General features: G+C 74.6%; 20 protein-coding genes. 6 read left to right on the forward strand and 14 right to left on the reverse strand.

Going from position 1 to position 22,937, the window contains the following annotated elements:
• Window positions 1-24: 24 nt before the first annotated feature.
• Window positions 25-585 carry a TetR/AcrR family transcriptional regulator gene (locus tag AB0O82_RS17905; RefSeq protein ID WP_363584663.1) on the forward strand — a complete coding sequence of 187 codons (561 nt, stop codon included), beginning with the start codon at window positions 25-27 and terminating at the stop codon, window positions 583-585.
• A gap of 70 nt (window positions 586-655) precedes the next feature.
• On the opposite strand, the gene AB0O82_RS17910 is transcribed toward AB0O82_RS17905, so the two are convergent.
• From AB0O82_RS17910 to AB0O82_RS17960, 11 genes are all read right to left on the reverse strand, one after another.
• Complete coding sequence (locus AB0O82_RS17910; RefSeq protein WP_363584665.1) at window positions 656-946, reverse strand: hypothetical protein; 291 nt, start codon at window positions 944-946, stop codon at window positions 656-658.
• A gap of 150 nt (window positions 947-1,096) precedes the next feature.
• Window positions 1,097-4,636 (reverse strand): carboxylic acid reductase, encoded by a 3,540-nt coding sequence (car, locus tag AB0O82_RS17915; RefSeq protein ID WP_363584667.1) that lies wholly within the window; start codon window positions 4,634-4,636, stop codon window positions 1,097-1,099.
• Window positions 4,637-4,819: 183 nt separating this feature from the next.
• Entirely contained in the window at window positions 4,820-5,530 is a 711-nt protein-coding gene (locus AB0O82_RS17920; protein ID WP_363584669.1) for an FCD domain-containing protein, read from the reverse strand.
• 145 nt (window positions 5,531-5,675) lie between these two features.
• Window positions 5,676-7,265 (reverse strand): MFS transporter, encoded by a 1,590-nt coding sequence (locus tag AB0O82_RS17925; RefSeq protein ID WP_363584671.1) that lies wholly within the window; start codon window positions 7,263-7,265, stop codon window positions 5,676-5,678.
• A gap of 73 nt (window positions 7,266-7,338) precedes the next feature.
• Window positions 7,339-7,944 carry a helix-turn-helix domain-containing protein gene (locus tag AB0O82_RS17930; RefSeq protein ID WP_363584673.1) on the reverse strand — a complete coding sequence of 202 codons (606 nt, stop codon included), beginning with the start codon at window positions 7,942-7,944 and terminating at the stop codon, window positions 7,339-7,341.
• A gap of 191 nt (window positions 7,945-8,135) precedes the next feature.
• Window positions 8,136-8,528, reverse strand: a complete 393-nt coding sequence (locus AB0O82_RS17935; RefSeq protein WP_363584675.1) for a cell division protein SepF — start codon at window positions 8,526-8,528, stop codon at window positions 8,136-8,138.
• A gap of 270 nt (window positions 8,529-8,798) precedes the next feature.
• Window positions 8,799-9,314 carry a DinB family protein gene (locus AB0O82_RS17940; RefSeq protein ID WP_363584677.1) on the reverse strand — a complete coding sequence of 172 codons (516 nt, stop codon included), beginning with the start codon at window positions 9,312-9,314 and terminating at the stop codon, window positions 8,799-8,801.
• A gap of 128 nt (window positions 9,315-9,442) precedes the next feature.
• On the reverse strand, window positions 9,443-10,177 hold the full coding sequence (locus AB0O82_RS17945; RefSeq protein WP_363584679.1) for a VTT domain-containing protein: 735 nt from the start codon (window positions 10,175-10,177) through the stop codon (window positions 9,443-9,445).
• Window positions 10,178-10,226: 49 nt separating this feature from the next.
• Window positions 10,227-10,838, reverse strand: coding sequence for an RICIN domain-containing protein (locus AB0O82_RS17950; protein ID WP_363584681.1), 612 nt, complete (start codon window positions 10,836-10,838; stop codon window positions 10,227-10,229).
• Entirely contained in the window at window positions 10,838-11,635 is a 798-nt protein-coding gene (locus AB0O82_RS17955) for a dienelactone hydrolase family protein (protein WP_363584683.1), read from the reverse strand. The genes AB0O82_RS17950 and AB0O82_RS17955 overlap by 1 nt, the downstream gene beginning before the upstream one ends.
• Window positions 11,636-11,726: 91 nt before the next feature.
• Entirely contained in the window at window positions 11,727-12,974 is a 1,248-nt protein-coding gene (locus AB0O82_RS17960; RefSeq protein ID WP_363584685.1) for an MFS transporter, read from the reverse strand.
• Between the two features lie 230 nt (window positions 12,975-13,204).
• On the opposite strand from AB0O82_RS17960, the gene AB0O82_RS17965 reads away from it, so the two are divergent.
• The 5 genes from AB0O82_RS17965 to AB0O82_RS17985 all read left to right on the forward strand — a co-directional run bounded on the left by AB0O82_RS17965 (window position 13,205) and on the right by AB0O82_RS17985 (window position 18,238).
• The gene (locus AB0O82_RS17965; protein ID WP_363584687.1) at window positions 13,205-14,398 is read left to right on the forward strand and encodes an ROK family transcriptional regulator; all 1,194 of its coding nucleotides are present in this window, start codon (window positions 13,205-13,207) and stop codon (window positions 14,396-14,398) included.
• Window positions 14,399-14,539: 141 nt separating this feature from the next.
• A complete protein-coding gene (locus AB0O82_RS17970) occupies window positions 14,540-14,956 on the forward strand; it encodes a TOBE domain-containing protein (RefSeq protein WP_208869038.1) in 417 nt (138 codons plus the stop codon).
• A gap of 111 nt (window positions 14,957-15,067) precedes the next feature.
• Entirely contained in the window at window positions 15,068-15,829 is a 762-nt protein-coding gene (locus AB0O82_RS17975) for a glycerophosphodiester phosphodiesterase (protein ID WP_363584689.1), read from the forward strand.
• A gap of 294 nt (window positions 15,830-16,123) precedes the next feature.
• A complete protein-coding gene (locus tag AB0O82_RS17980; protein ID WP_363584691.1) occupies window positions 16,124-17,266 on the forward strand; it encodes an AI-2E family transporter in 1,143 nt (380 codons plus the stop codon).
• Window positions 17,267-17,344: 78 nt separating this feature from the next.
• Window positions 17,345-18,238, forward strand: a complete 894-nt coding sequence (locus tag AB0O82_RS17985) for a virginiamycin B lyase (protein WP_363584693.1) — start codon at window positions 17,345-17,347, stop codon at window positions 18,236-18,238.
• Here AB0O82_RS17985 and AB0O82_RS17990 read toward each other — a convergent pair.
• Genes AB0O82_RS17990 through AB0O82_RS18000 form a run of 3 tightly spaced genes read right to left on the reverse strand, consistent with a single transcriptional unit; the run spans window position 18,229 to window position 22,833 of the window.
• Window positions 18,229-18,786: a GAF domain-containing protein gene (locus AB0O82_RS17990; RefSeq protein ID WP_350879761.1), complete on the reverse strand. Its 558-nt coding sequence runs from the start codon at window positions 18,784-18,786 to the stop codon at window positions 18,229-18,231. The two genes, AB0O82_RS17985 and AB0O82_RS17990, sit on opposite strands and share 10 nt — an antisense overlap.
• On the reverse strand, window positions 18,770-19,726 hold the full coding sequence (locus AB0O82_RS17995) for a S8 family serine peptidase (protein ID WP_363584695.1): 957 nt from the start codon (window positions 19,724-19,726) through the stop codon (window positions 18,770-18,772). The genes AB0O82_RS17990 and AB0O82_RS17995 overlap by 17 nt, the downstream gene beginning before the upstream one ends.
• Complete coding sequence (locus AB0O82_RS18000; protein ID WP_363584697.1) at window positions 19,723-22,833, reverse strand: adenylate/guanylate cyclase domain-containing protein; 3,111 nt, start codon at window positions 22,831-22,833, stop codon at window positions 19,723-19,725. The genes AB0O82_RS17995 and AB0O82_RS18000 overlap by 4 nt, the downstream gene beginning before the upstream one ends.
• Window positions 22,834-22,937 lie beyond the last annotated feature (104 nt).

The following is a 22,937-nucleotide window of genomic DNA, read 5'->3' on the forward strand; positions in this document are numbered from 1 at the left end:
CGATGCGCCGAAGGGAGATCCACCGTGGGGCGACCCGCCGACCCCGCCCGTCGCGAGCGCACGCTGGCTCGGGCGACCGACTACGTGCTGGCGCACGGCCTGGCCGGACTGAGCCTGCGACCACTGGCCGCAGCCCTCGACACCAGTCCACGGATGCTGCTCTACGACTTCGGCAGCAAGCAGGAGTTGGTCGCGGCGGTCCTCGCCGAGGCCCGTCGCCGGGGCGCGGTACGTCTGGCCGGGCACCCCGCGCCGATGAAGGGCTCCGTGCAGGAGCGGCTGCGGGGCATCTGGGTGTGGATGAGCGCGGACGAACGCGCGCCGTTCGTCCGGCTGTTCTTCGAGGTGCACGCCGACGGCCTGGTCCACCCCGAGAACTACCCCGACCAGGCCGAGGCGATCACGGACTGGTTCGACACTCTCGGCGCCACCTTCCGGGACGTCTCCACCGGCCCTGACGACACCGTCACGCCCACGTTGGTCATGGCCGTCATCCGGGGTCTGCTGTTCGACCTCACGACCACCGGCGACCGCCGGCGCACCGACCGTGCGCTGGACCGCTTCGCTGAACTCCTCGGGCGGTGAACGCGCGAGAGCGGTGAACGTGCGAGAGGCGTGACGGACGAGGCTGCGTGCGGTGACGGTGACGGTGACGTCAGCGCGGCCGAGGTAGGTGCACGTGACGGTTCTGCCCCGCGCCGTATCCGGCAGCCGCCATGGCGATGCCGAGGACGGCCAGGACCGTGAGCGGAAGCGTCCAGCTGCCCGTGGTGTCGTGCAGGATCCCGAGGAGGAGGGGCCCGGCCGCCGCCACGAGGTAGCCGATGGACTGCGCCATGCCGGCCGACGCGGCGGCTTCGCCGGAGCTGCCGGCGCGTTCGCTCTGGAAGGTCAGCGCGAGGACGAGGCAGGCGCCGCCGCCCAGCCCGAGCAGGGGGCACGCCACGACGGACAGCGCGGGGCGGACACCAGCACGGCGAAGCCACCGGCCACGATGTTCCGGCCGCCCGGCGCGCGGTACGCCACCGGCGGGAACGGCCGTGGCCGTTCCCGCCAGCGGGTGCGGAGGTGGGTGCGGAGGAGGAGGGCGGACCGGCTACAGCAGGTGCTGCGCCCGGAGGTCCGCCACGTACTTGGTGATCAGGTCCTGCGACAGGTGCGGGATGTCGTTCTCCTCGTTGAGGGCGGCGGCCCGGACCGCCTCGCGGAACCGGTCCGCCGGCAGGGCGGATCCGGGCAGCGGCTCCGACGGCGTGGAGAAGGCGTGCAGCAGGGGGAGCAGCGAGTGCTGCCGCTGGCGGTCGGGCAGAGCGCGTATGGCGCTCTCGAAGCGGTCGAGCCACTCGTCGTAGTCGTCGATGCGCGTCAGGGGGTGTCCGGCCGCCGCCAGCCAGTCGACGAAGGTGTCGAGGGAGATTCCGTCCTCGTGCGGGTTCACGATGTTGAAGGTCCGGTACCCCTCCCGGGTGTCGTCGCCCAGCGCGGCGACGGCCTGCGCGGTGAAGTCCACGGGCAGCGCGTCGTAGTGCCCGTCGACGTCACCGGTGCCCCGGGCGTAGAAGCTGCCGGGGGCGATGCCGGTCGCCAGCAGGCTCAGCAGGAGGCGGGTGAACACGTCCGGGACGTTCAGCTGCCCCCGGTAGCGCGGGTGGGCGAGGATCAGGTTCGAGCGGAACACGGCGACCGGGAGGCCGAACGTGTCGTGCGCCTCGCGCAGCAGCACCTCGCCCGCCCACTTGCTGGCCGCGTAGCCGTTCGCGTAGCCGCTGCCGAGGTCGCGCGTCCCGCAGGCCGTGCGGATGTCCGCGTCCTCGTCGGCCGCGGCCTCGGAATCGAAGACGACGGCGACCGTCGACAGGTAGGTGAACTGTTTGGCCCTGGAGGTGACCGCGAGCCTGATCAGTTCGGCCGTGCCCAGCACGTTGGGGCCGAACAACTGGTCGTAGGGCAGGACGTGGTTGACGAGTGCCGCCGGGTGGACGATCAGGTCCACGGTGTCGGCCAGCCGCTGCCAGGTCTCCCGGTCGAGTCCGAGGTCGCGCTCCCCGACGTCGCCGGCGACCACCTCCAGGTGCTCGGCGGCCAGGCCGTGGTAGCGCCGGAGGAGCTCCGGGTCGCCGCTGTCGAAGGCCGCGTCGAGCCGCGCCCGGGCCGACTCGTCGGTGGCGCCGCGGACCACGCAGACCAGTGTGCCGCCGCGCTGCGCGACGCGCTCCAGCCATTCGAGGCACAGGAAGCGGCCCAGGTAGCCGTTGGCGCCGGTCAGCAGGACGGTCCGCGCCTCGGGCAGCGGGCCCCTCGGCCTGCCGGTCCGCGTCGGGGTCCCCGTGTCGAGGAACGCGTCCAGTGTCAGGTCGCCCGCCACGAGCCGCGTCGCGCCCGGTCCGTGGACCTGGTCGGCGGTCGGGCGCCGGTCGCCCGACGCGAGGGCGTTCTCGATGTGGTCGGCCACCCGCTGGAGCGTGTTGACCGGGTTGATGACGACGTCGACGGGGACGTCGACGCGGTAGACCTCCTTGAGCAGTTGGGAGAACGACAGCGCGGAGAGGCTGTCGCCGCCGAGTTCGAGGAAACGCGTCCCGGGGTGGACGTCGTCCTGCCGGTGTCCGAGCAGCGCGCGGGCGGCCTGGCACACGGTCTCCGGTACGGGCCGGGACGGGCCGACCTGGCGCAGTGCCCGGAGTTCGTCGCTCTCGCGCTCGGTCAGCTCGGCGTACAGGGCTTCGAGGCGCTCGCCGTAGCGCTTCGCCAGCGCGGGGCGCAGCAGCTTGCGCACGCCGGAGAGCAACCCGTTCTGCTGGCTGAACGGCTCGGTCTCGATGAGGAAGTCCCGTGGGATCTCGTACGAGTTGAGGCCCGCCTCGGTGGCGAGGCGGTGTAGGGACTCGCGCAGGAGCGACCTGAGACGCGGACCGTCCTCGGCGGCGAGGTCGAGCGCCTCCTGGGTGGGCACGATGACCGCGAGCAGGTAGGCGCGAGCGCTGTTGCCGTACACGAAGACCTGCCGGACGAGCGGACTGTCGGTGAAGAGGGCTTCCAGCCGGGAGGTGGCCACGAACTCGCCCTGCGACAGTTTGAGGACGTTGGAGCGGCGGTCGACGTAGACGAACTCGTCGGGGCCGGTGAGGGCCACGATGTCGCCCGTGCGGTAGAAGCCGTCCTCGTCGAAGACCTGGGCGGTGGCGTCCGGCTGCTGGAAGTAGCCGGGAACGAGGCGTTCCGACTTGACCAGGAGTTCGCCCCTGGGGTGCGGGGAATCGGTGCGGAAGTACCCCAGCTCGGGCACGTCCGCCAGCCGGTGGTCGGTCACCGGCGGGCGCAGCACCCGGCCGTCGAGCGAGACCAGCCCGGCTTCCGTCGACCCGTAGCCGTTGAACACCCTGATCTGCAGGCAGCTCTCCAGGAACGCCGCCAGCTCCGCGCTCATCGGGGCCGAGCCGTAGGTGGCCCACAGGAGGCGGCCGCCCAGGGTCTTCTCCCGCAGCTCCTCCTTCGCGCGGTCCGCCTGCCCGGCGGTGTCGCCCCCGACCTCGTCCGGCTCGTTCCGGCGGGCCGACTCGCTCCGGTAGCGCTGGAAGAGCATGTCGCAGATGCGGGGCACCAGGATGAACTCGGTGGGCCGGACCAGGGAGAGGTCCACGAAGAGGGTCGACAGGTCGCTCGACGCCACGAAGTGGGCGGTGCCCCCCTTGGCGAGCGTGCCGAACAGCACGCCCCGTCCCATCATGTGGCTCAGGGGCAGGTAGTTGAGCACGATGGACGGCTGCGTCCCCTGGCCGGGCACGAAGTCGATCCAGAAGTTCTTGACGAGACGCTCGGTGTACACGGCGCCCTTGGGGGTGCCAGTGCTCCCCGAGGTGTAGATCAGCGCGCTGAGCGTGTCGGCCGTCGAGCCCTCGGGGACCCGGGGGAGCGGTGGCAGGCTCCTGCCCCGCTCGATGACCGAGGCCAGCGTGTCCAGGGTGACGCCCCGGCCCTGGGTCGCCAGCCGTCCGCGCGCGGCGTCCAGCGCCTCCTGGTGGTCGGTGACCTCCGGGCGGTGGCCGAGCACGACGATCCTGCCCAGTGACGGGGCGTCCGCCGCGATCTGGAGCGCGACGTCCAGGTGCGCCACGTCCACCGCCATCAGGCGTGGTCCGGTCTGCGCGACGACGGGGGCCAGGTGTTCCGCCGAGGCGCCGGCCTGGAGGGGGACGCTCACCGCGCCGGAGCGGACGCAGGCCAGATCCAGCACGGCGTACTCGGGGCTGGTGGAGCCGAGGACGGCGACGAAGTCGCCCGGGCCCACGGCGTGGTCGGGGTGGTGGCGCCACTCGGAGGCCACCGCGCCGACGCGTTCCCACAGTTCGCCGTAGGTGACGGTGTCGAACCGGTCCAGGAGGCGCAGGGTGGTGCGGCCGGTGTCCGGGTCGGTCACCGGCTCGGTGGCGCGCTCGCCCAGGGCGGGGCGGTCCGCGTACCCTTCCATCACCGTGGCCACGAGGTCGGCGAGCGGTAGGCCCGGCCGCCGGATCGCCTCGCTGACGGCGTCCAGGGGTGCGGCGGCACGGAACTGCGGATCCGTCGCGTACAGGTGGGCGGTGCGCTGGGCGGTGCGTGCGTCGAGGTCGTCGGCCGGGGGCGGTAAGACGGACATCGGTGTTCTCCTCTACGGCCTCGAAGGCCTGTGCAAGGGGTTGGCGGTCTTCATTTTTCGCCGAAGGCCCGTTCGGTGGAAGTGAGTTGAGCGCTCGTCGGCGTGCGGGGACTCCGTACGTGGCGGTCCTGCCCCGCACCGTATCCGGCGCCCGCCATGGCGGTGCCGAGGACAGCTACGGACTCATCGCTCCTCCGTCGCGGCTGGTGCCTGGACCCCGTGGTCGTGGGTGAGCCGGACGATCGCCGCCGCCGCGGTGCGGGCGCCGTTCTCGTCCTGGGCCTCGATCGCGTCGACGAGTCGCCGGTGCAGGTCGGCGTGCTCCTCGGCGGCGGTGGCGTCCCAGGGCAGGCCTCCCAGGGCGGAGGTGAGGGCCGTGCCGAGGTAGTCGTAGACCTCGATCAGGAGGTCGTTCCCGCTCGCCCGGACGACGGCCCGGTGGAACAGCGCGTCGACACTCATGGCCGCGGACCTGTCCTCGCCGGCGCAGGCCGCGTCGGCGTCGGTCAGCAGCTCCCTGAGCTGGTGCAGCTGGTCCTCGCTGCGCCGCAGGGCGGCGGCCCCCGAGGCGTACTCCTCGAGGACGGTGCGCAGTTCGAGGACGTTGTCCCGCCGGGCGGAACTCGCCCGCCGCACCATGACCGACTGGAGCTCGCTCGACGCGCGGACGTAGGTGCCGTCCCCGGCCCGGGGTTCCAGCAGGCCGAGGTGCACGAGCGCGCCGATCGCCTCGCGCAGCGTGCTGCGTCCGACCCCGAGCTCCTCGACGAGGACCTGCTCCGGCGGGATCCGCGTCCCCACCGGCCAGCCGCCCGCCTCGATGTGCGAGCGGAGGCTGTCCACGAGCTGCGCGGACAGGCTTGCCGTCCTGCGCGGTGTACTGATGCGGTTCATGGAGGCAGCCTATACAAACATCAGACATTTGAACATCGCATGTTTCTGGGCCTGGCCGCCCCGGTTCCAGCCGCCCGGCCCGCGATACGCCACCGGCGGGAACGGCCGTGGCCGTTCCCGCCGGTGGCAGGGGAGTCGGGCGTGCTTACGCGTCGACCTTCTCCGGCTTCTCCGGCTTCTCCGGAGCGGGCGCCTCGACCGCAGTGACCGGGGTGGCCGCGCTGGTCGGGGCGTCCAGGCCCCGCAGCAGCCGCCAGGCCATCGCGGCCGCGCCGATCAGCAGGACGGCGGCCAGCAGGCCGGCACTGTTCATGCCGTGCGTGAAGGACTCCCGGGCGCTCGCCAGCAGCGGCTCCGCGACGCCCTGCGGCAGTCCGTGCGCCGTCTCGACAGCCGCGCCCAGCGACTCGCCGGCCCGCGCCGCGGCCGCCGGGTCCGTCCCGGCCGGGACGACGAGCCCGCCGGCGTAGATCGAGCCGACCACCGAGCCGACCAGCGCGATGCCGAGTGCGGTGCCCAGCTCGTACGCGGTCTCCGAGACCGCCGAGGCCGCGCCGGCCTTGTCGGCGGGTGAGGCGCTCAGCACCAGGTCGGCGCCGAGCGTGTAGACCACGCCCTCCGCCGTCCCGACCAGCAGGAAGGAGGTGGCCAGCAACAGGTAGGTGGTGTCCTGCTGGAGCCAGCCGAGCACGCCCACGCCGAGGCCCATGGCGAGCAGGCAGCCGGTCAGCGCCGCCCGGGCGCCGGTGCGCCGCACCAGCCGGGCCGTCAGCAGACCGCCGACGACGGCGCCGACGAAGGCCGGCAGCTCGGCCAGGCCGGCCCGCAGCGGCTCGTAGCCGCGGACCAGCTGGAGGTACTGCGAGGTCACGAAGACCACCCCGGACAGGCCGATCAGGGCGATCAGCGAGGCCAGCACGGCGGCGGTGAACCGCCGGTCGCGGAACAGCCGCACGTCCAGCAGCGGGGTCTCCAGCCGCAGCTGGCGGCGGACGAAGACGGTCAGCGCGGTGACGCCCAGCACGAAGGCGACCGGGACGTCCCAGCGCGCCACGCCGTGCGCGGCGGCCTCCTTGATCGCGTAGACCGTGCCGATCACCCCGGCCATCGACAGGGCGACGCTCAGCACGTCCCAGCGGCCCGGGTTCGGGTCCTTGGACTCCGGCAGCAGCCAGGCGCCGAGCACCAGCAGCAGGAGCAGGATCGGGATGTTCAGCAGGAACACCGAACCCCACCAGAAGTGCTCCAGCAGCACCCCGCCGACCACCGGCCCGAGCGCGGCGCCGGCGGTGGCGGCCGCGCCCCAGATGCCGATCGCGGTGGCCCGCTCCCGGTCGTCCGGGAAGAGGCCGCGGATCAGCGACAGGGTCGAGGGCATGATCGTCGCGCCGGCGACGCCGAGCAGCGCGCGGGCCAGGATCAGCCAGCCGGCGCTGGGCGCGTAGGCGGCGAGCAGCGAGGCCGCGCCGAAGGCGGCCGCGCCGATCAGCAGCAGCTTCTTGCGGCCGATCCGGTCGCTGAGCGAGCCCATGCTGACCAGCAGGCCGGCCAGGACGAACGAGTAGGAGTCGCCGATCCAGAGCAGCTGGGTGCCGCTGGGCTCCAGCGTCTCGCTGATGGAGGGGATGGCGAGGGAGAGGACGGTCGCGTCGAGGGCGACCACGGTGACGGCCAGGACGAGGACGGCGAGGCCGGTCCAGCGCTGACGGGGGCTGGCAGAAACGGTACTGCTCATGCGCCCGCCTCGCTTCGCTCGGCAGGCGCTTCGCGCAATGCGCACCCGCTGATGATTCGTTCGCTTCGCTTGCTCATGGGATATCGGTTTCCGGTGTGCGGGCCGAAGGTGCTGTGGGCGGGGGAGTGGCGGCGTCCGGTCGGCGCAGCGCGCCGCCGAGGAACAGCTCGGCGAGCGAGAAGGCGGCGTCGCGCGGGGCGAGGCGGCCGTCCTGGATGGCCCAGCCGACGCCGGCCACCAGGTCGAAGAAGGCCTCGCTCAGCCAGGCGGCGCTCAGCTCGATGCGGAACGTGCCCTGCTGCTGGCCGCGCAGGAAGAGCGCGTGCAGTCGAACGATCTGGAGTTCCCAGAGGTCGTTGACGCTGTCGTCGTCGTAGAGCTGGTTCTCGCCGGCCAGGAAGGCGCAGAGCGTGGCGTCCGGGACGGCGGCGTCGACCAGGCGGCGCAGCGCGGCCTCGGCGTCGCCGTCCTCGACGGCGGCGGTGTCCAGGGCGGCGGCGAACCGGCGCAGGCCGAGCAGGCCGACCTCGCGGATCAGGGCCTCGCGCCCGGGGAAGAGCCGGTGCAGGGTGGCGCGGCTGATCCCGGCGGCGCGCGCGATCTCGTCCAGGTGGGCGGTCGGGCGGCGGGAGAGCACGCCGACGGCGGCTTCCAGGACGGTGTCGCGATCGGTGGCCATGAATCGAGTGTAGGTCATGTGAGACATGGATGTCTCAAAATTATGGTGGGGGTCTCGAATGAGGCGTTGATCGTCACAGCCGGGACAGCAAAAACCGGGAACGGCGGGTGCCGTCCCCGGTCGGGGTGCCGCTGTCGTGCGGCCGGTTCAACTCGGTCGGTTCAGCCCGGTCGGGCCGTGCGCCGCCCGGATCAGCTCTGGTTGTAGAACCCGGTCTCGTCGAGCGGGCGGTCGATCACCATGACCTCGACGTCGGCCGGGGTGAGCAGGAACACCCGGCGGGCGATCCGCTCGATGCCGCCCTGGGTGCCGAAGATCAGCCCGGAGGCGAAGTCCACCATCCGCTTGGCCTCGGCTTCGTTCATCTCGGTGAGGTCCATGACCACCGGGATGCTCGCCCGGATGTGCTCGCCCACCGTGCGGGCCGCCTCGAAACCGGTCGGCCGCAAGGAGACGATCTTCGCGGGCGCGGGGGCGGCCGGCATCGTCTCCTGATCGACCCACTCGTCCTCGTACACCGCGGCCGGGTAGTTTCCCGAGGGCATCAGCCACCCGTTGTGGTGCTCGTCGCGAAGTGCTCCCATGCCGCGCCTCCCTGCCTCGTCCCGTCCTGGTCCCCCGGGGTCGCGTGTCCTTTTTGACACGTCATCCACTCGTCGGAACTGTCCGAGTATCGCACTGTTCACCGGTCCCGTGCCCGCTCGCGGCCCCCGTACGAGTCGCGCCGCGACGGAAACCCGGGCGAACCCGGGCAACATCAGCGACGCGGCGGTGAGCCGTACGGTTGCGCGCGTAGACCATATCGGTCGTGGTCACCGAGCAATTGACCTTCTGTCAACAATGCGGAAACGATTTCACTCGCCGGTAGTGCCGTCCACCAGTTCGCGCAGAAGATCGGCGTGGCCGTTGTGCCGCGCGTACTCCTCGACCATGTGGACCAGGATCCAGCGCAGCGTCACCTCCTCGCCGCGGCGCAGCCGCTTGCCGACGGTGTCCAGCGACAGGCCGGCGCTCGCGCGGCGGGCGGTCTCGACCTCGGCGCGCCAGGTGGCGAAGTCCGCCGCGACGTCGGCGGTGTCCACGCCGTTGAAGTCGCCGTCCTCGTCGGCCTCGGTCCAGTAGTGGTTCTCGGTGTACTCGTCGCCGCGCAGGATGCTCTGGAACCAGTACTGCTCCACCTCGGCCATGTGCCGGACGAGGCCGAGCAGCGAGAGGGTGGACGGCGGGGCGGAGCGCAGCCGCAGCTGGTCGTCGGTCAGGCCCTCGCACTTGAGCGCGAGGGTGCTGCGGTGGTAGTCGAGCCAGGCGGTGAGCATGGCGGTCTCGTCGGCCGCCATCGGCGGGTCGACCCGCGGGGAGGGTTCGGTCATGCGGGCCATCCTGACGTCCGACGGCGGGCGGGCGCGAGCGAATTGTCGAGCGCCCCCCGAGTGCCTCGGAATCTCGGCCGGTCAGGGGGTCAGGGGGGCAGGGGGTCAGACAGTCAGGCGCTCAGCGGTCAGGCGGCCGGTGCGCGGCGCCGGGCGGTCGCGGCCCGCCACAGCCCGACCACGCTGCCCAGCACGAGCAGCGCGATCACCCCGGCCGACACCAGGAAGGCCGCCGAGCCCGGCTCGCCCGCGCTGGCCGCCGCCGTCACGTACACCGCGGTGGTCGGCACCACGCCGATCGCGGTGGCGAACAGGAAGGGCGCGAAGCGGACCCCGGAGAAGGCCGCGCCGTAGTTGGCCGCCTGGAACGGCATGCCCGGCAGCAGCCGCAGCACCAGCACGCTGCGGAAGCCCTGCTCGGTGAAGCGCCGGTCCAGCGTGCCGAGCACCCGCCCGCGCAGGTACGGCCGCAGCGCCTCGCGCCCGAGGCCCCGGCCGAGCCCGAAGGCCATGGCCGCGCCCAGCGTGGTGCCGAGCACCGACAGCAGCACGCCCTGCTGGATGCCCAGCAGCAGCCCGGCGGCGGCGTTCAGTGCCGGCCGGGGGACGAAGGCGAGCGTGCCGACCGCGTACACGGTGGCGAACAGCGGCGCGAACCAGTACCCGGGCATCCGGTCGGCGAGGCCGCCGTTCAGCAGCGCCGTCGGGCTCCACAGCAGCAGCGACCCGGCCGCGGCGCCGAGCAGCACCACCAGCAGCGCGAACCGCCACCACGGCGAACGCGGCACGGGGCCGGACGGCGGCAGCTCGACGGCGGGCGGGGGCGTTGCGGGTGCGGGCAGGGGCGAGACGGGTGCGGGCACCGGCCGAGCCTAACCGGTGCCCGGTCGCGCCCGTCGAGGGCGGTCGCGGTCAGCTGTACGGGGGCTTTTCCGGGTTGTAGTGCCAGAACTGGTTGTCGCCGCTGTGGAACTCCCACTGGATCACCGGGGTGCCGTCGGTCAGCGCGTCGCCCGAGACGTCCAGGACGAGGCCGCTGTAGCCGTTCACGATCCGGCGGGGCGTGCCGGGGTGGCTGGCCGGGGGGTCGCTCCAGCTCTGGTTGGCGCCGCCGTCACAGGTCCACTGGTCGGCCTGGGTGCCCCAGGTGGTGCTGAAGGCCGGGATGTCCAGGCACTTGCCGCTGTTCAGGTTCACCCAGCCGCGGGCGCTCTGGGTCCACTGCTGGTTGGCGCCGCCGGTACAGGTCCAGATCCGGACCGGGGCGCCGTCGTCGGTGCGCCAGTCGGCGACCTCCAGGCACAGGTCGTCCGGGCCCGCGTACATGCCGGTGCGGATCTCGGCGGGCCCGAAGTCGGCGGCGGGGGTGGCCGCAGGGGTGGTCGTGGGGGTGGCCGCGGGGGCCGGCGGGGCGGTGAGCGCCACCGCGGCGGCGGCGAGGGCGGCCGTGGCGGCGGCGAGCCGCGCACGACGGGACAGGCGGGCCAGCCGGGAAATGCGGGACGGGTGGGACAGGCGGGACATCAGAGCGTCCTCCGGGGGGTCGCGGATGCGGAGCGGTCGGCGAGGAATCCCAGCAGACGTCGCCAGGAGTCCCGGGCCGCGTCCGAATATTCGACGGCGGAGAGCTCGAAGAAGTTGTGCGGCGCGCCCGGGTAGGTGACGAACTCGTGCGGGTTGCCGGCGGCGGTCAGGGCCGCGTCGAAGGCGTCGACGGCGGTGGGCGGGATGTGCTCGTCCGCGCCGCCCCAGAAGGCGAGGATCGGCGCGCTGAGGTCGGCCGCGAGCTGAGTGGGCCCCGGGGAGCCGTTGATCGCGTCGGGGTATCCGTAGAAGCCGACCGCGCCGGCCAGCCCGAACCGGGGCGCGGCGGCGCGGAAGGCCTGCCGGCCGCCGAAGCAGAAGCCGAGCGCGACCACCTCGGCCGGCCCGCTTGCGCGCAGCCGGGCGAGGCCGGCGGCGAGGTCGGCGTCCAGGCCTTCGGGGGTGAGGGCGAGCAGGTGGCGGAGCAGGCCGGGCAGGTCGCCGAATTCCTTCGGGCGGCTTTCCGGATCGGCTCCGGCGGTGCGGCCGTAATAGTCGACGACGAGCGCGGGGTGGCCCTGTTCGGCGAGCCGGGCGGCGGTCTGCCGGTAGAAGCCGGAAAGGCCCTTGTTGTCCGGCAGGACGAGGACGCCGACGCCGGTGGCCACCTCGGGGCGGGCCAGGAAGGCGGCGAACTCGGTGCCGTCCGCCGAGGTCAGGGTGAGCGCCGCAGCCTCGGCCAGGGGCCAGAGCGCGGGGGTGACGGCGGGCGGGGCGGCGTCGGGGTCGTAGCACACGGGGTCCACCTCACGGATCGCGAAACCGCCGGGCGCGGAATGCGCCCGGCGGTCGGCGATATTAGCGAGGAATTCCCCGGAATTTTCTAGATCATATCGCAGAGAGATCTTTTTTCGAAGTGCTTTCCGGTGACGTTGCGGTCACATTTTCGGCGCCGGATCCGGGGGAATTCCGTTCGGCCCGGCGCAGCGCCCCGGCGCTCAGCAGCAGCGCGAAGGCGAGCGCGGTGACCAGGCCGAAGGAGACGGTCAGCGAGGTCGCCTGGGCGAGGGCGCCGATGATCGCGGGCGCGACCAGGCCGGAGGTGTAGGTGACGGTGGCGACGCCCGCGATGGCCTGGCTGGGGTTGCTGCCGATCCGCCCGGCCGCCGCGAAGGCCAGCGGGACGGTGACCGCGATGCCGATGCCGATCAGGGCGAAGCCCGGGATGGCGAGCGCCGGACTGTCGGCGGCCACCACCAGCAGGCCGCCGACGGTGGCGACGGCGCCGCCGAGACGGGTGGTGCGCACGGCGCCGAGCCGGCGGACCACCGCGTCCCCGCACAGGCGGCTGACGGCCATGGTGAGCGAGAAGGCGGTGTAGGAGGCGGCCGCGACGGTGGCAGAGGCGCCGGTGACGTCCCGCAGGTAGACGCCGCTCCAGTCCATCGAGGCGCCTTCGGCGAAGACGGCGCAGAAGCCGACCAGTCCGATCACCAGCGAACTGCGCGGCGGCAGTGCGAACCGCGGCGGCTCCTCCGCCCCCTCCGGCGCCCGCAGGTCGGGCAGGTTCCGGCAGACGGGCTGCGCGAGGACGAGCAGCACGAGCGCGGTGACGGCCAGCTGGAGCCGGGCGTCGAGGTCGAGGTGGGCGGCCAGGATGCCGAAGCCGGAGGCCAGCAGCCCGCCCGCGCTCCACATCCCGTGCAGTCCGGACATGATCGAGCGGCCGAGCCGCTGTTCGATCTCCACGCCCTGCGCGTTCATCGCGACGTCCGCCATCCCGGCCGAGGCGCCGTACGCGAGCAGCGCCACGCACAGCACCGGCAGCGAGGGGGCGAGCGCGGGCAGGGCGAGGGCCAGGCACCAGAGCGAGATCAGTCCGCGGACCGCCGCCCGCCCGCCGTAGCGGTGGACGAACCGGCCGGCCAGCGGCATCGCGAGGGAGGAGCCGATGGCGGGCATCACCAGGGCCAGGCCGAGCTGGCCGGGGGAGAGGTCGAGGCGGTCCTGGATCCACGGGATGCGGGTGACGAAACTGCCGCTGACGGCGCCGTGCACGCCGAAGACCAGGGCGATGCCGGCCCTGGCCCGGCGTGGGGAGGCCAGCGGCTCCAGTGAGTGTGCGGTCGTGCTCATCCGGCGTTCCCTCCCGGGTCGCGCAGGTGGGGCGGCGCGACGGTGCCCTGTGTGGGTGGTTGACGTGCTGGTGGGTGGTCTGACGTGCCCGGCGGTGGTTCTGACGTGCCTGAGGGTGGTCTACGTGCAGGCCGTTCGGTCCGCGCGGCGGCGACGGCCGTCCGGCGGATGGTTCGATAAAATTATCAGGAAGGGACCCTGATAGAAACACTCTGGAAGGATGAGCCGCCATGACCACCGCGCGCACGGCCACGCCGAGCACCGCCCGGGCGATCAACGACCGGCTGGCCCTCAACCTGCTCCTCGAACAGGGCCCCCTGACCGCGACCGAGCTGCGCGACCTCACCGGCCTCTCCCGGCCGACCGTCGCCGACCTGCTCGACCGCCTCCAGCGCACCGGCCTGGTCGCCGTCGTCGGCGAACGGGGCGAACAGCGGCGCGGCCCCAACGCCCGGCTCTACGCACTGGTCGCCTCCCGCGCCCACCTCGCCGCCTTCGACGTGCGCTCCGGCGGCGTCAGCCTGGTCGTCGCCGACCTCACCGGGCGCACCCTCGCCAGCGCCGAGATCCCGGTCCACGGCGACGGGACGCCCGACACCGCCGGGCACCTGGTGCGCACCCTGCTGGACACTGCGCGCGGCGTCGGCGTCGACCGGCTGCACACCGTCGCCGTCGGCGCCCCCGGACTGGTCGACCCCGCCACCGGGCGCCTCAACAGCACCGGGAAGCTCCCCGCCTGGCACGCCGAACTGCTCGCCGAGCTGCGCGGACTGCCCGGCACCGAGGTGATCCTGGAGAACGAGGTCAACCTGGCCGGCCGGGCCGAGTACCGGATCGGCGCCGCCCGCGACCGCGACACCTTCGTGCTGCTCTGGCTCGGCCACGGCGTCGGCGCCGCCGTCGTCCTGGACGGCCGGCTGCGCCGGGGCTTCTCCGGCGGCACCGGCGAGATCGGCTTCCTGCCCGTCCCCGGCACCGGCGGCCTGCCCAGCGCCACCGGCTGCGACGGCGGCTTCCACAGCCTGGCCGGCAGCGCCGCCGTCTGCGAGCTCGCCCGCGCCCACGGACTGCCCGCCGGCGCGGCCGGGGACGCCCCCGCCGCCGAGGCGGCCGTCCGCGCCGCGCTGGACGCACTCGGCCCGGACGGGCCCGGCGGGCCGTTCCTGGACGAGCTGGCCGCGCGGATCGCGGTCGGCGCCGCCAGCATCTGCGTCGTCCTCGACCCGGGCTGCGTGGTGCTCGGCGGCGAGCTCGGCCGGGCCGGCGGCGCCGAACTGGCCGGCCGGGTCGAACGGCGGCTGGCCGAGCTGTCCCCGCTGCGCACCGAGGTCCGGCCCGGCACGGCGGGCGGCGGCGCGGTGCTGGCCGGGGCCGTCCTCACCGCCGGGGACGCGGTGCGCCGCGACCTCTTCGGCGAGTCCTGACCCGCCTCGCTTGGCGGCCCCGGCCGCCGGTACGGCAGGATGACGGCGACGGCCCGCCGCGCGTGCGGCGTCCCCGTTCCCGTCCCACGTTCCCCGAGCCAGTCCCCGGGGCAGTCCCCGAGTCAGTGTCAGGAGTCGCACATGGGCCAGTCCGAGGCGCCGGTCAACCCGTACCGCATCGGCGAAGCCGCGGCGCTGCTCGGGGTCAGTGCCGACACCATGCGGCGCTGGGTGGACGCGGGGCGGGTCGCGGCCGAGCGGGACGAGCACGGCCACCGGATCATCCCCGGCGTCGACCTCGCCGCCTTCGCCCGTGAGCTGGCCCGCCCGGAGAACGCCGAGGCCGAGGGCCGTCCGTCCTCGGCCCGCAACCGCTTCCCCGGGATCGTCACCCACGTGGTGCTCGGCGACGTCGCGGCCCAGGTGGAGGTCCAGGCAGGGCCCTTCCGGGTGGTGTCGCTGATCAGCCGGGAGTCGGCGGAGGAGCTGAACCTCGTCCCCGGCGCCCCCGCCACCGCGGTCATCAAGTCCACCAATGTGATGATCGAGCGGCGTTAGGTCCGGCCTGACCCGCACGGCACGCCCCACGGCACGCTCCACCGGGTGCCGCGCGCCGACGGCGCGTCGAGCCCCGCCCGAACCGGTTCCGAACGAGAGGCCCCGCCCGGGATGTCCCACCCGCATCTGCCGACCACCCAGAGCGCCGTCCGCGCGGTCGGGGAACCGGCCACCGACCGCCGCCGGGTGCTCGCCGTCGCGCACCGCGGCGACCCGTACCGCCACCGCGAGAACACCCTGCCCTCCGTCGAGTCAGCGCTCGCCGCCGGCGCCGACGCCGTCGAGGTGGACGTCCAGCTCACCCGCGACCGGGTGCCCGTCCTGCTGCACGACCGCACCCTGGAGCGCCTCTGGGGCGACCCGCGGTCGATCGGCCGGGTCACCACCGCGCAGCTCGACGAACTGCGCCGAGGGCCGCTCGCCGTCCCGACCCTCGCCGAGACGATCAAGGTCGTCGCTGCCGCCGGAGGCCCCCGGCTGCTCATCGACCTCGACGACCCCGGCCCCGTCGCCGCCACCTGGTCCGTCGTCAGCGACCTCGACGCCGAAGGGCTGGTCTCCTTCTGCGGCCCCGCCACCGCCATGCTCGCCGTCCGCGCGCTGGCGCCCGGCGCCGAGATCGCCCTCACCTGGAAGGAGCCCCGGCTGCCCGTCCGCGCCCTGCTCGACGACCTGCGCCCGCGCTACCTCAACCCGCCGTTCGGCCTGGTCACCCCCGAGTTCACCGCCGCCGCCGCGGACGCCGGGCTCGCCGTCTCCACCTGGACCGCCGACCTGCGCCGCACCATGCGCCGGCTGCGCGACACCGGGGTCGCCTCCATCACCAGCAACCGGATCGGCGTGCTGCGCGCCGTCCTGGACGGCCGCCGCTGAGCGTGCCGACCGGCTGGACGGGGGCGGCCGCTCCGGGTGGACGGGGCGGCCGCTTCGAGGCGAACTGAGGTCCGGCACTCGAACGTGTCCGCCAGGGCGCTTCGTCCGATGAGGTGAGCTCCACCGGCTGCTCTGTACGCGACGGACGGGGGCGGATTGAATCGGCTCCACCCTTGATCGGCCGGACGGCGGCGTGGCGGGTTCGCCGGGCAGCCCGGCGGCACGGGCACGCTGACGCACCGTCCGCCGGGACGGGGCGATTCGGACTCGTCGACGAGCCAGGCGGAGGTGGCCGTGCCCGAGGAGCACCCGGCCGGGGAGGGCCCGGCGGTGGAACCCCGGTTCGTGGGCGGGGCCGCGCCGGACCCCCGCAGGCCGTACCTGATGCTGCCGCCGGTGGTCCGGCAGGCGGCCGCCTGGTCGGCGGCGGTGATCCTGCTGCTCGCCCTCGCCTCGCTGCTGGTCTTCGCGCTGGTCGAGCTGCGGGCCGCGACCGTGCCGGTGGTGCTGGCGCTGCTGGGGGCCTCGCTGCTCTACCCGGCGGTGCCGTGGATGGTCCGGCGGGGCGTGAGTCGGGGGCTGGCCGCCGGGCTCACCTGCGTGCTGCTGGTCGCGGCCGTCTGCGGGGTGATCGCGCTGCTGGTCAACGCGCTGGTGCACAGCGCCCCGCAGATCGCCGAGTCCCTCCAGCAGGCGGGCAACCAGCTCGCCGCGTGGCTCGGCCCGACCGGGGAGAAGATCCGGCACGCGCTGGACAACGCCAAGGGGGAGACCAACTCGCTGGTCTCGACCGTCACCAACGGCGTGCTGTCCGGGCTGGGCCTGGCCACCCAGCTGATCGCCGGCGGCGTGCTGGCGCTCGCCCTGGTGTTCTTCTTCCTCCGCGACGGCCACCGCACCGGCGACACGATCCGCTCCTACCTGCCCGAGCGCAGCGCCGAGACCGTGATCGCCTGCGCCGAGCGGGCCTTCGACGCGATGGCCGGCTTCATGCGCGGCACCTCGCTGATCGCGCTGATCGACGCGACCTTCATCACCATCGGCCTGGTGGCGCTCGGCGTGCCCGGCGCGCCGGGGCTGGGCGCGCTGGTGTTCATGGGCGCCTACATCCCGTTCGTCGGGGCCTTCCTGTCCGGGGCGGTGTCCGTGCTGGTCGCGCTCGCCGACGGCGGGATCGGGACGGCGCTGTGGGCGCTCGGCGTGGTGATGGCGGTCCAGCTGTTCGAGGGCAACGTCCTCCAACCCCTCATCCAGAGCCGGACGGTGGAGCTGCACCCGGCCACCATCATGGTCGCGGTGGTGGCCGGCTCCGGGATCGCCGGCATCCTCGGGGCCCTGCTCGCCGTCCCGGTGTGCGCCGCCGGCGTGGGCATCGTCTCCGTCCTGCGCGGCGTCCCCGCCCCGCGGGCCGCCCGCCGCGCGGGGAACGAGGTGTAACCCGGTTGCCGGGGGAGGGGAGGGCGTGCGAGGATCACTAATGCGACGGAAGTCGCAATAGTGAGGACGGGGGTTCGCATGGCACGGATCGCGGAGCTGATCGAGGTCGCCGAGGAGGGGGCCGGACCGTACGGGGTCGCCGTGGGGCCGGACGGGGGCGTGTGGTTCACGCTGGTGCACGCCGGGGAGATCGGACGGCTGGCGGCGGACGGCACGGTCGAGCGGTACGGCCTCGGGGCGCCGGAGTGCGGGCCCGCGGTGCTCACCGTCGGCCCGGACGGCGCGCTCTGGTTCACCCGGATGCGCGACCACCGGATCGGGCGGATCGACACCGACGGGAAGGCGTGCTCCTTCGCCGTCCCGACGGCGGGCGCCGGGCCGTACGGGATCGCGGCGGGGCCCGACGGGGCGCTCTGGTTCACCGAGCTGAACGCCGACCGGATCGGGCGGATCACCGTCGAGGGCGAGGTGACGGAGTACCCGCTGCCGCGGGCCGGGGCCTTCCCGTCGTTCATCACGGCCGGCCCGGACGGCGCGCTCTGGTGCACGCTCAACCAGGCGGACGCCGTCGCCCGGATCACCGTCGGGGGCGAGGTGGCCGTCCACCCGCTGCCGACCGGGGGCACCGCCCCGGTCGGGATCACCGCCGGGGCGGACGGCGCGCTCTGGTACGTCGGCATCGGCGGCGGGCTGGTCGGCCGGATCACCGTGGACGGCGAGGTCACCGAGTACCCGCTGGCCGACCGGGCGGCCCGGCCGCACGCGATCACCTGCGGCCCGGACGGCCGGCTCTGGTTCACCGAGTGGGGCGCCGGCCGGATCGGGGTGCTCGGCCCGGACGGGCTGCTCGACGGCTACCAGCTGCCCGGCCCGGCCGCCGAGCCGCACGGCATCGCCGTCGGCCCGGACGGCGCGGTGTACGCGGCGCTGGAGCGCGGATCGATCGCGAGGTTGGCGCCGCGTCAGGGCTGACGGCGCAGCAGCTCCTCCAGGTCGGCCAGCAGGTCGAGGGCGGCGGCGCGGTCGGGCACCGCCGCCGGGGCCGGGGAACGCTCGGCGATGACCCGTAGGGCGGCGGCGGCCTGGCGGGCGAACAGGGCGAGCAGGTCCAGCTCGGGCAGGCTGGACCGGGCCTGCGGGGCCGGGTCCAGTACCTCCAGGACGCCCAGCACCCGGCTGCCGTGCGTCAGCGGCGCCGCCATCAGCGCGTTCGGGACGTACGCGGTGGACTCGGCGAAGGCCCGGTCGAAAGTGCGGTTCGCACCCAGGTCGTCGACCACCATCGGCTCGCCCGAGGCGGCGACCCAGCCCGCGATGCCGCTGCCCGCCGGGAAGCGGCGGCCCACCAGGGACTCCTCGCCGCGCCCCGAGACGGCCTGGAACACCAGCTCCCCGGCCGCCTCGTCGAGCAGGCAGACCGAGCCGGCCTCGGCGCCGAAGATCGCGCGGGCCACGTCCACCACGGACTGCAGCAGCTCGCGGGCCAGCGGGTCGACGGCGGGATCAGTGCTGAGGGTCATCGGGCGCCTCCGTGATGGGGGTGGACGGGGTGGGCTCGGTCGTCGAACTCCCGCCTGGGGGACGGTGAGGACCGGCACCGGGGCCGACCTGGACGTTGGCTGCGGTGAGGTAGAGCGCGCTCTTCAGCTGGAAGGTCGTCAGCCTCGGGTGGCCGGACAGGATGCGGGCGCACAGCCCGGCGACGTACGGGGTGGCGAAGCTGTTGCCGGTGGTGCGGATGGTGGAGCCGCCGAGCCAGGGGACCCGGACGTTCTGGCCGGGGGCGAAGAACTCGACCGGCGGCGCCGGGTTGTACAGGTGCAGGGCCGGGTCGTCCTCCTGGTGGCTGCCGACCGAGATGACCGAGGAGAACCGCCAGGGGTAGCTCTCCACCGGGGTGTTGTGGGCGGAGGCGACGATCGCGGTGCGGGCGAAGAAGGCGTCGTCGGCGATCGCGTGCAGCTCCTCCAGGAAGCGGGTCCGGGTGGTGGAGAGGCTGAGGTTGACGACGTCGAAGCCCTGCTCGACGGCCCAGCGCAGCCCGGTGATCAGCATGTCGCCGGTGCCGGTGAAGCGTTCGCCGAGCACCCGGACGCTGTACAGCTCGCAGTCCGGGGCGGTACGGCGGATGATGCCCGCGCAGGCGGTGCCGTGGCCGCAGGTGTCGCCGGTGCGGTCGGGGCGGACCACCAGCTCCCGGGTCGTCGGGTCCTTGACGACCACCCAGGAGCCGTTCAGCGGGCCGACCAGCGGGTGGTCCGGCTCGATGCCGGAGTCCACGACGCACACCCGCACGCCCTTGCCGGTGCCCCCGCCGCCGGTGCCCCCGCCGTCGAGGGCGCCGTCGGGGCCGGCGCTGCCGTGGGCGGTGGTGCCGTGGGCGGTGGTGTCGGCGAGCACCGGCAGGTCCGCGGCGGTCCGGCCGCGCAGGCTCCAGGTGAGGCCGGCCGGGCCGCTCACCGGGCGCCCCCCAGCCGCTCGGCCCGGCGCACGCCCGGCAGGTGGCCCTTGGCGGCGAACCGGTCCCGGGCGGTGGCGGCCGCCACGGCGGCCTCGGCCCGCCGGTCGAGCAGCAGCAGCGCGTGGGCGCGGTCCAGCGCGGTGAGCGCCTGGAGCAGCAGCGACTCGGTGGCCTCGGCGGCCTGTGCGGCGGCCGCGGTCAGCTCCAGCGCCGGGTCGGCCTCGCCCCGGGAGGCGGCGAGCCGGCCGCGCAGCGCGTCCAGCTCGATCGCCAGCACCGGCGGCAGCGCGGCCGTGGCGTCGACGCCGTCCAGGTGGCGGGCGGCCGGGCCCGGGCGGTCGGTGTCCAGCAGGGCGCGGGCGGTGGTGAGGGCGAGCCGGGGCAGCGGGGCGGAGTTGCCCAGCCGGCGGGCGACCTCGGCGGCGTCGGCGAGCAGGTCCAGCGCCTGCGCGGTCTGGCCGGTGGCCGCCGCGGCCTGGGCGGTCAGGGCCGGCAGCGAGATCATCGCGTCGGCCAGCGACAGCTCGCCCGCCAGGCCGTTGGCCTCGGCCAGCAGCAGTTCGGCCTCGTCGGGCCGGTCGCGCAGGGCGAGCAGGACGGCCAGCGGGCCGTTGAGCGCGACCCGCACCGTCCGGTGGCCGGCGCCGTGCCCGGCCAGCAGGGCCCGCAGCCGGAAGACGGCGTTCGGGACGGGCTCGGGGCCCGCCAGCAGCGAGGCGGCCAGCGCGGCCAGCACGGCGGCCCGGTCCAGCTCGGCGTCGGTGCGGGCGGCGTGGTCGAGGGCGTCGTCCAGCAGCCGTTCCGCCTCGGTGTGCCGGCCCGCCAGCAGGTGCTCCTCGGCCAGGCGCAGCCCGGCCCGGGCCTGGCCGAGGTCGTCCCGCAGGTCGATGAAGAGCGGGAGGACGGCGCGGGCGGTGGCGGCAGGTTGCTCCGGGCCGGGCGGCAGACCGCGCGCGGCCAGCGCGAGCCGGGCGTGCGCGGCGTCCAGCGGATCGGCGGCCGAGTCGCGGACCTGCGCCAGGACGGGCAGGGCCTCGTCGGCCCGGCCGAGCGCCAGCCGGGCCTCGCCGAGGCGGCGCAGCGCCGGGCCGGCGGTGCGCTCGTTCGGGTAGTGCAGCCGGACGGCGCGCTCCAGCAGGTCGGTGGCGGCGGGCAGGTCGGCGTGGGCGAGCGCCTGGGCGCCGGCCACGCCGAGGGCGGCGGCCGCGCGGGTGCGCAGGGCGTCCGTCCGGGCGTCCAGCAGGCCGAGTTCGAGCCGGTAGCGGTGGGCGCGCTCCAGGTGGCCGCCGACGGCGGCGTCCCCGGCGGCGCGGACGGCCGGCAGGTCGGCGGCGCGTTCGTGGCGCTCGGCGCGGGCCCGCTTGGACATCGACTGGTAGACCGACTCCTGGACCAGGCCGCTGCTGAACCGGAAGCTGGTGCCGGCCGGTTCGACCAGGCGGCGCTCGGTCAGCCGGGCCAGCGCGGCGTGCAGCCGAGGCGGGGTGTCGTCGCCCGCGGGCAGGCCGGGGAGGCCGTCGAACGGGCCGGTGAAGACGTCGTCCTCCGGGTCGGCGAAGGCGTCGTGGTCGGCGCCGCCGTGGGCGAGCTGGGCGAGTTCGGCGGCGGAGAAGGCACGGCCGAGCACGGCGGCCAGGTCCAGGGTGGTGCGCTCGTCGCGCTCCAGGTCGTCGATCCGCGCGCTGAGCAGCGCCCGGCCGGTGGGCGGGAGTTCGTCGGCGAGCGCGGGGCCGTCCGCCTCGGTGAGGGCGGCCAGCAGCTCCTCCAGGTGCAGCGGGTTGCCCTCGGCGCGCTCCAGCAGCCGGGTCGGCACCGCGTCCTGGTGGGCACTCAGCTCCGTCAACTGAGCGGCCAGCAGCGCCGATTCGTCCCAGGACAGGCCGCCGACCGGCAGCGCCGGCAGCTCCGGGCGGGAGGCCGGCAGCTCCGGCCGGGCCAGGCACAGCAGCAGCACCGGGGCCTGGCCGAGGGCGGCGACCAGCCGCTCGACGGCGTCCAGCAGCACCGGGCCGGCCCACTGGCAGTCGTCCAGGACCAGCACGGCCGGGCGCTCGACGGTCCGCCCGCGCAGGATCGCGGCCAGCCGGTCCAGGGACTGTTCGGCGCTCACCCCGGGCGCGGTGGCCTGCGCCAGCCGGTCCAGCGCCTCGGCGGGCGCGGGCGTCCCCGGGCCGCCGAGCAGGGCCCCGACGGCCTCCGCGAGCGGGGTCAGGACGCCCTGCTCGCCGTAGCTGCGGCAGCGGCCGGTGCCGCAGCGCGCGGTGTGCCGGCCCGTCCGCTCCTGCCACTCGCGCACCAGCCGGGTCTTGCCGATCCCGGCCTCGCCGACGACCAGCAGCAGTTCGGCGCCCTGACCGCCGGCCACCCGGGCCAGTGCGGCGTCCAGCTGGGCGAGTTCGCGCTCCCGCCCGACCAGCGGGACGTCGAAGCGGCGCAGCAGCTCGGGGTCGTCCTCGTCCAGCCCGACCAGGCGGTACGCGGTGACGGGCTCGGCCTTGCCCTTGAGCCGCAGCGGGCCGACCTCGTGCACCTGGGCGGCCGGCCCCGCCGCGCGCAGGGTCTGCGGGCCGATCAGCACCTGGCCGGGGGCGGCCTGGGTCTGGAGCCGGGCGGCGATGTTCACGGTCTCGCCGGAGATCAGGGCCTGGCGCGCGGAGGCGTCCGAACCCGCCACCACCTGGCCGGTGTTGACACCGATCCGGACGTCCAGGCGGACCCCGAGGGTGGCGTCCAGCTCGGTGTTGAGGTCCTCCAGGTCCTCCAGCATGGCGAGCGCGGCGGCCAGCGCCCGGTGGGCGTCGTCCTCGCGGATCACCGGGACGCCGAACACCGCCATCACCGCGTCCCCGATGAACTTCTCCAAGGTGCCGCCGTGCGCCTCGATCTGACGGTGCATCCGTTCGAAGTAGCGCAGGATCACCTCGCGCAGCGTCTCCGGGTCGAGCGTGCCGGACAGGGCGGTGGAGTCGACCAGGTCGCAGAAGACCGCCGTCACCAGCTTGCGCTCCTCGGCGGCCAGGTCGAGGGCGGCGGCCCGGGGGGTGCCGCAGGCGGGGCAGAACTGGTCGTTCGTGCTGGCGAGTTGGGCGCAGAGCGGGCAGGGCATGGTGGCAGTCCTTCGCTAGTCCTTCGCGGTGCGGGGAGTGCATCGGGGTGTGCGTGGAGTCGGGGGAGTGCGTGGGGTCGGGGAGTGCATGAGGCTGGAGAGTG

The sequence above is a fragment of the Kitasatospora sp. NPDC088264 genome, from assembly GCF_040685715.1.
Taxonomy (GTDB): Bacteria; Actinomycetota; Actinomycetes; order Streptomycetales; family Streptomycetaceae; genus Kitasatospora.

Coding starts and splice junctions, on each gene's coding strand:
- car (WP_363584667.1), bottom strand. CDS start 4,636: ATGTCCGTCTTACCGCCCCCGGCCGACGACCTCGACGCACGCACCGCC.
- AB0O82_RS17920 (WP_363584669.1), bottom strand. CDS start 5,530: ATGAACCGCATCAGTACACCGCGCAGGACGGCAAGCCTGTCCGCGCAG.
- AB0O82_RS17925 (WP_363584671.1), bottom strand. CDS start 7,265: ATGAGCAGTACCGTTTCTGCCAGCCCCCGTCAGCGCTGGACCGGCCTC.
- AB0O82_RS17930 (WP_363584673.1), bottom strand. CDS start 7,944: ATGGCCACCGATCGCGACACCGTCCTGGAAGCCGCCGTCGGCGTGCTC.
- AB0O82_RS17935 (WP_363584675.1), bottom strand. CDS start 8,528: ATGGGAGCACTTCGCGACGAGCACCACAACGGGTGGCTGATGCCCTCG.
- AB0O82_RS17940 (WP_363584677.1), bottom strand. CDS start 9,314: ATGACCGAACCCTCCCCGCGGGTCGACCCGCCGATGGCGGCCGACGAG.
- AB0O82_RS17950 (WP_363584681.1), bottom strand. CDS start 10,838: ATGTCCCGCCTGTCCCACCCGTCCCGCATTTCCCGGCTGGCCCGCCTG.
- AB0O82_RS17960 (WP_363584685.1), bottom strand. CDS start 12,974: ATGAGCACGACCGCACACTCACTGGAGCCGCTGGCCTCCCCACGCCGG.
- AB0O82_RS17965 (WP_363584687.1), top strand. CDS start 13,205: ATGACCACCGCGCGCACGGCCACGCCGAGCACCGCCCGGGCGATCAAC.
- AB0O82_RS17970 (WP_208869038.1), top strand. CDS start 14,540: ATGGGCCAGTCCGAGGCGCCGGTCAACCCGTACCGCATCGGCGAAGCC.
- AB0O82_RS17975 (WP_363584689.1), top strand. CDS start 15,068: ATGTCCCACCCGCATCTGCCGACCACCCAGAGCGCCGTCCGCGCGGTC.
- AB0O82_RS17985 (WP_363584693.1), top strand. CDS start 17,345: ATGGCACGGATCGCGGAGCTGATCGAGGTCGCCGAGGAGGGGGCCGGA.
- AB0O82_RS17990 (WP_350879761.1), bottom strand. CDS start 18,786: ATGACCCTCAGCACTGATCCCGCCGTCGACCCGCTGGCCCGCGAGCTG.
- AB0O82_RS18000 (WP_363584697.1), bottom strand. CDS start 22,833: ATGCCCTGCCCGCTCTGCGCCCAACTCGCCAGCACGAACGACCAGTTC.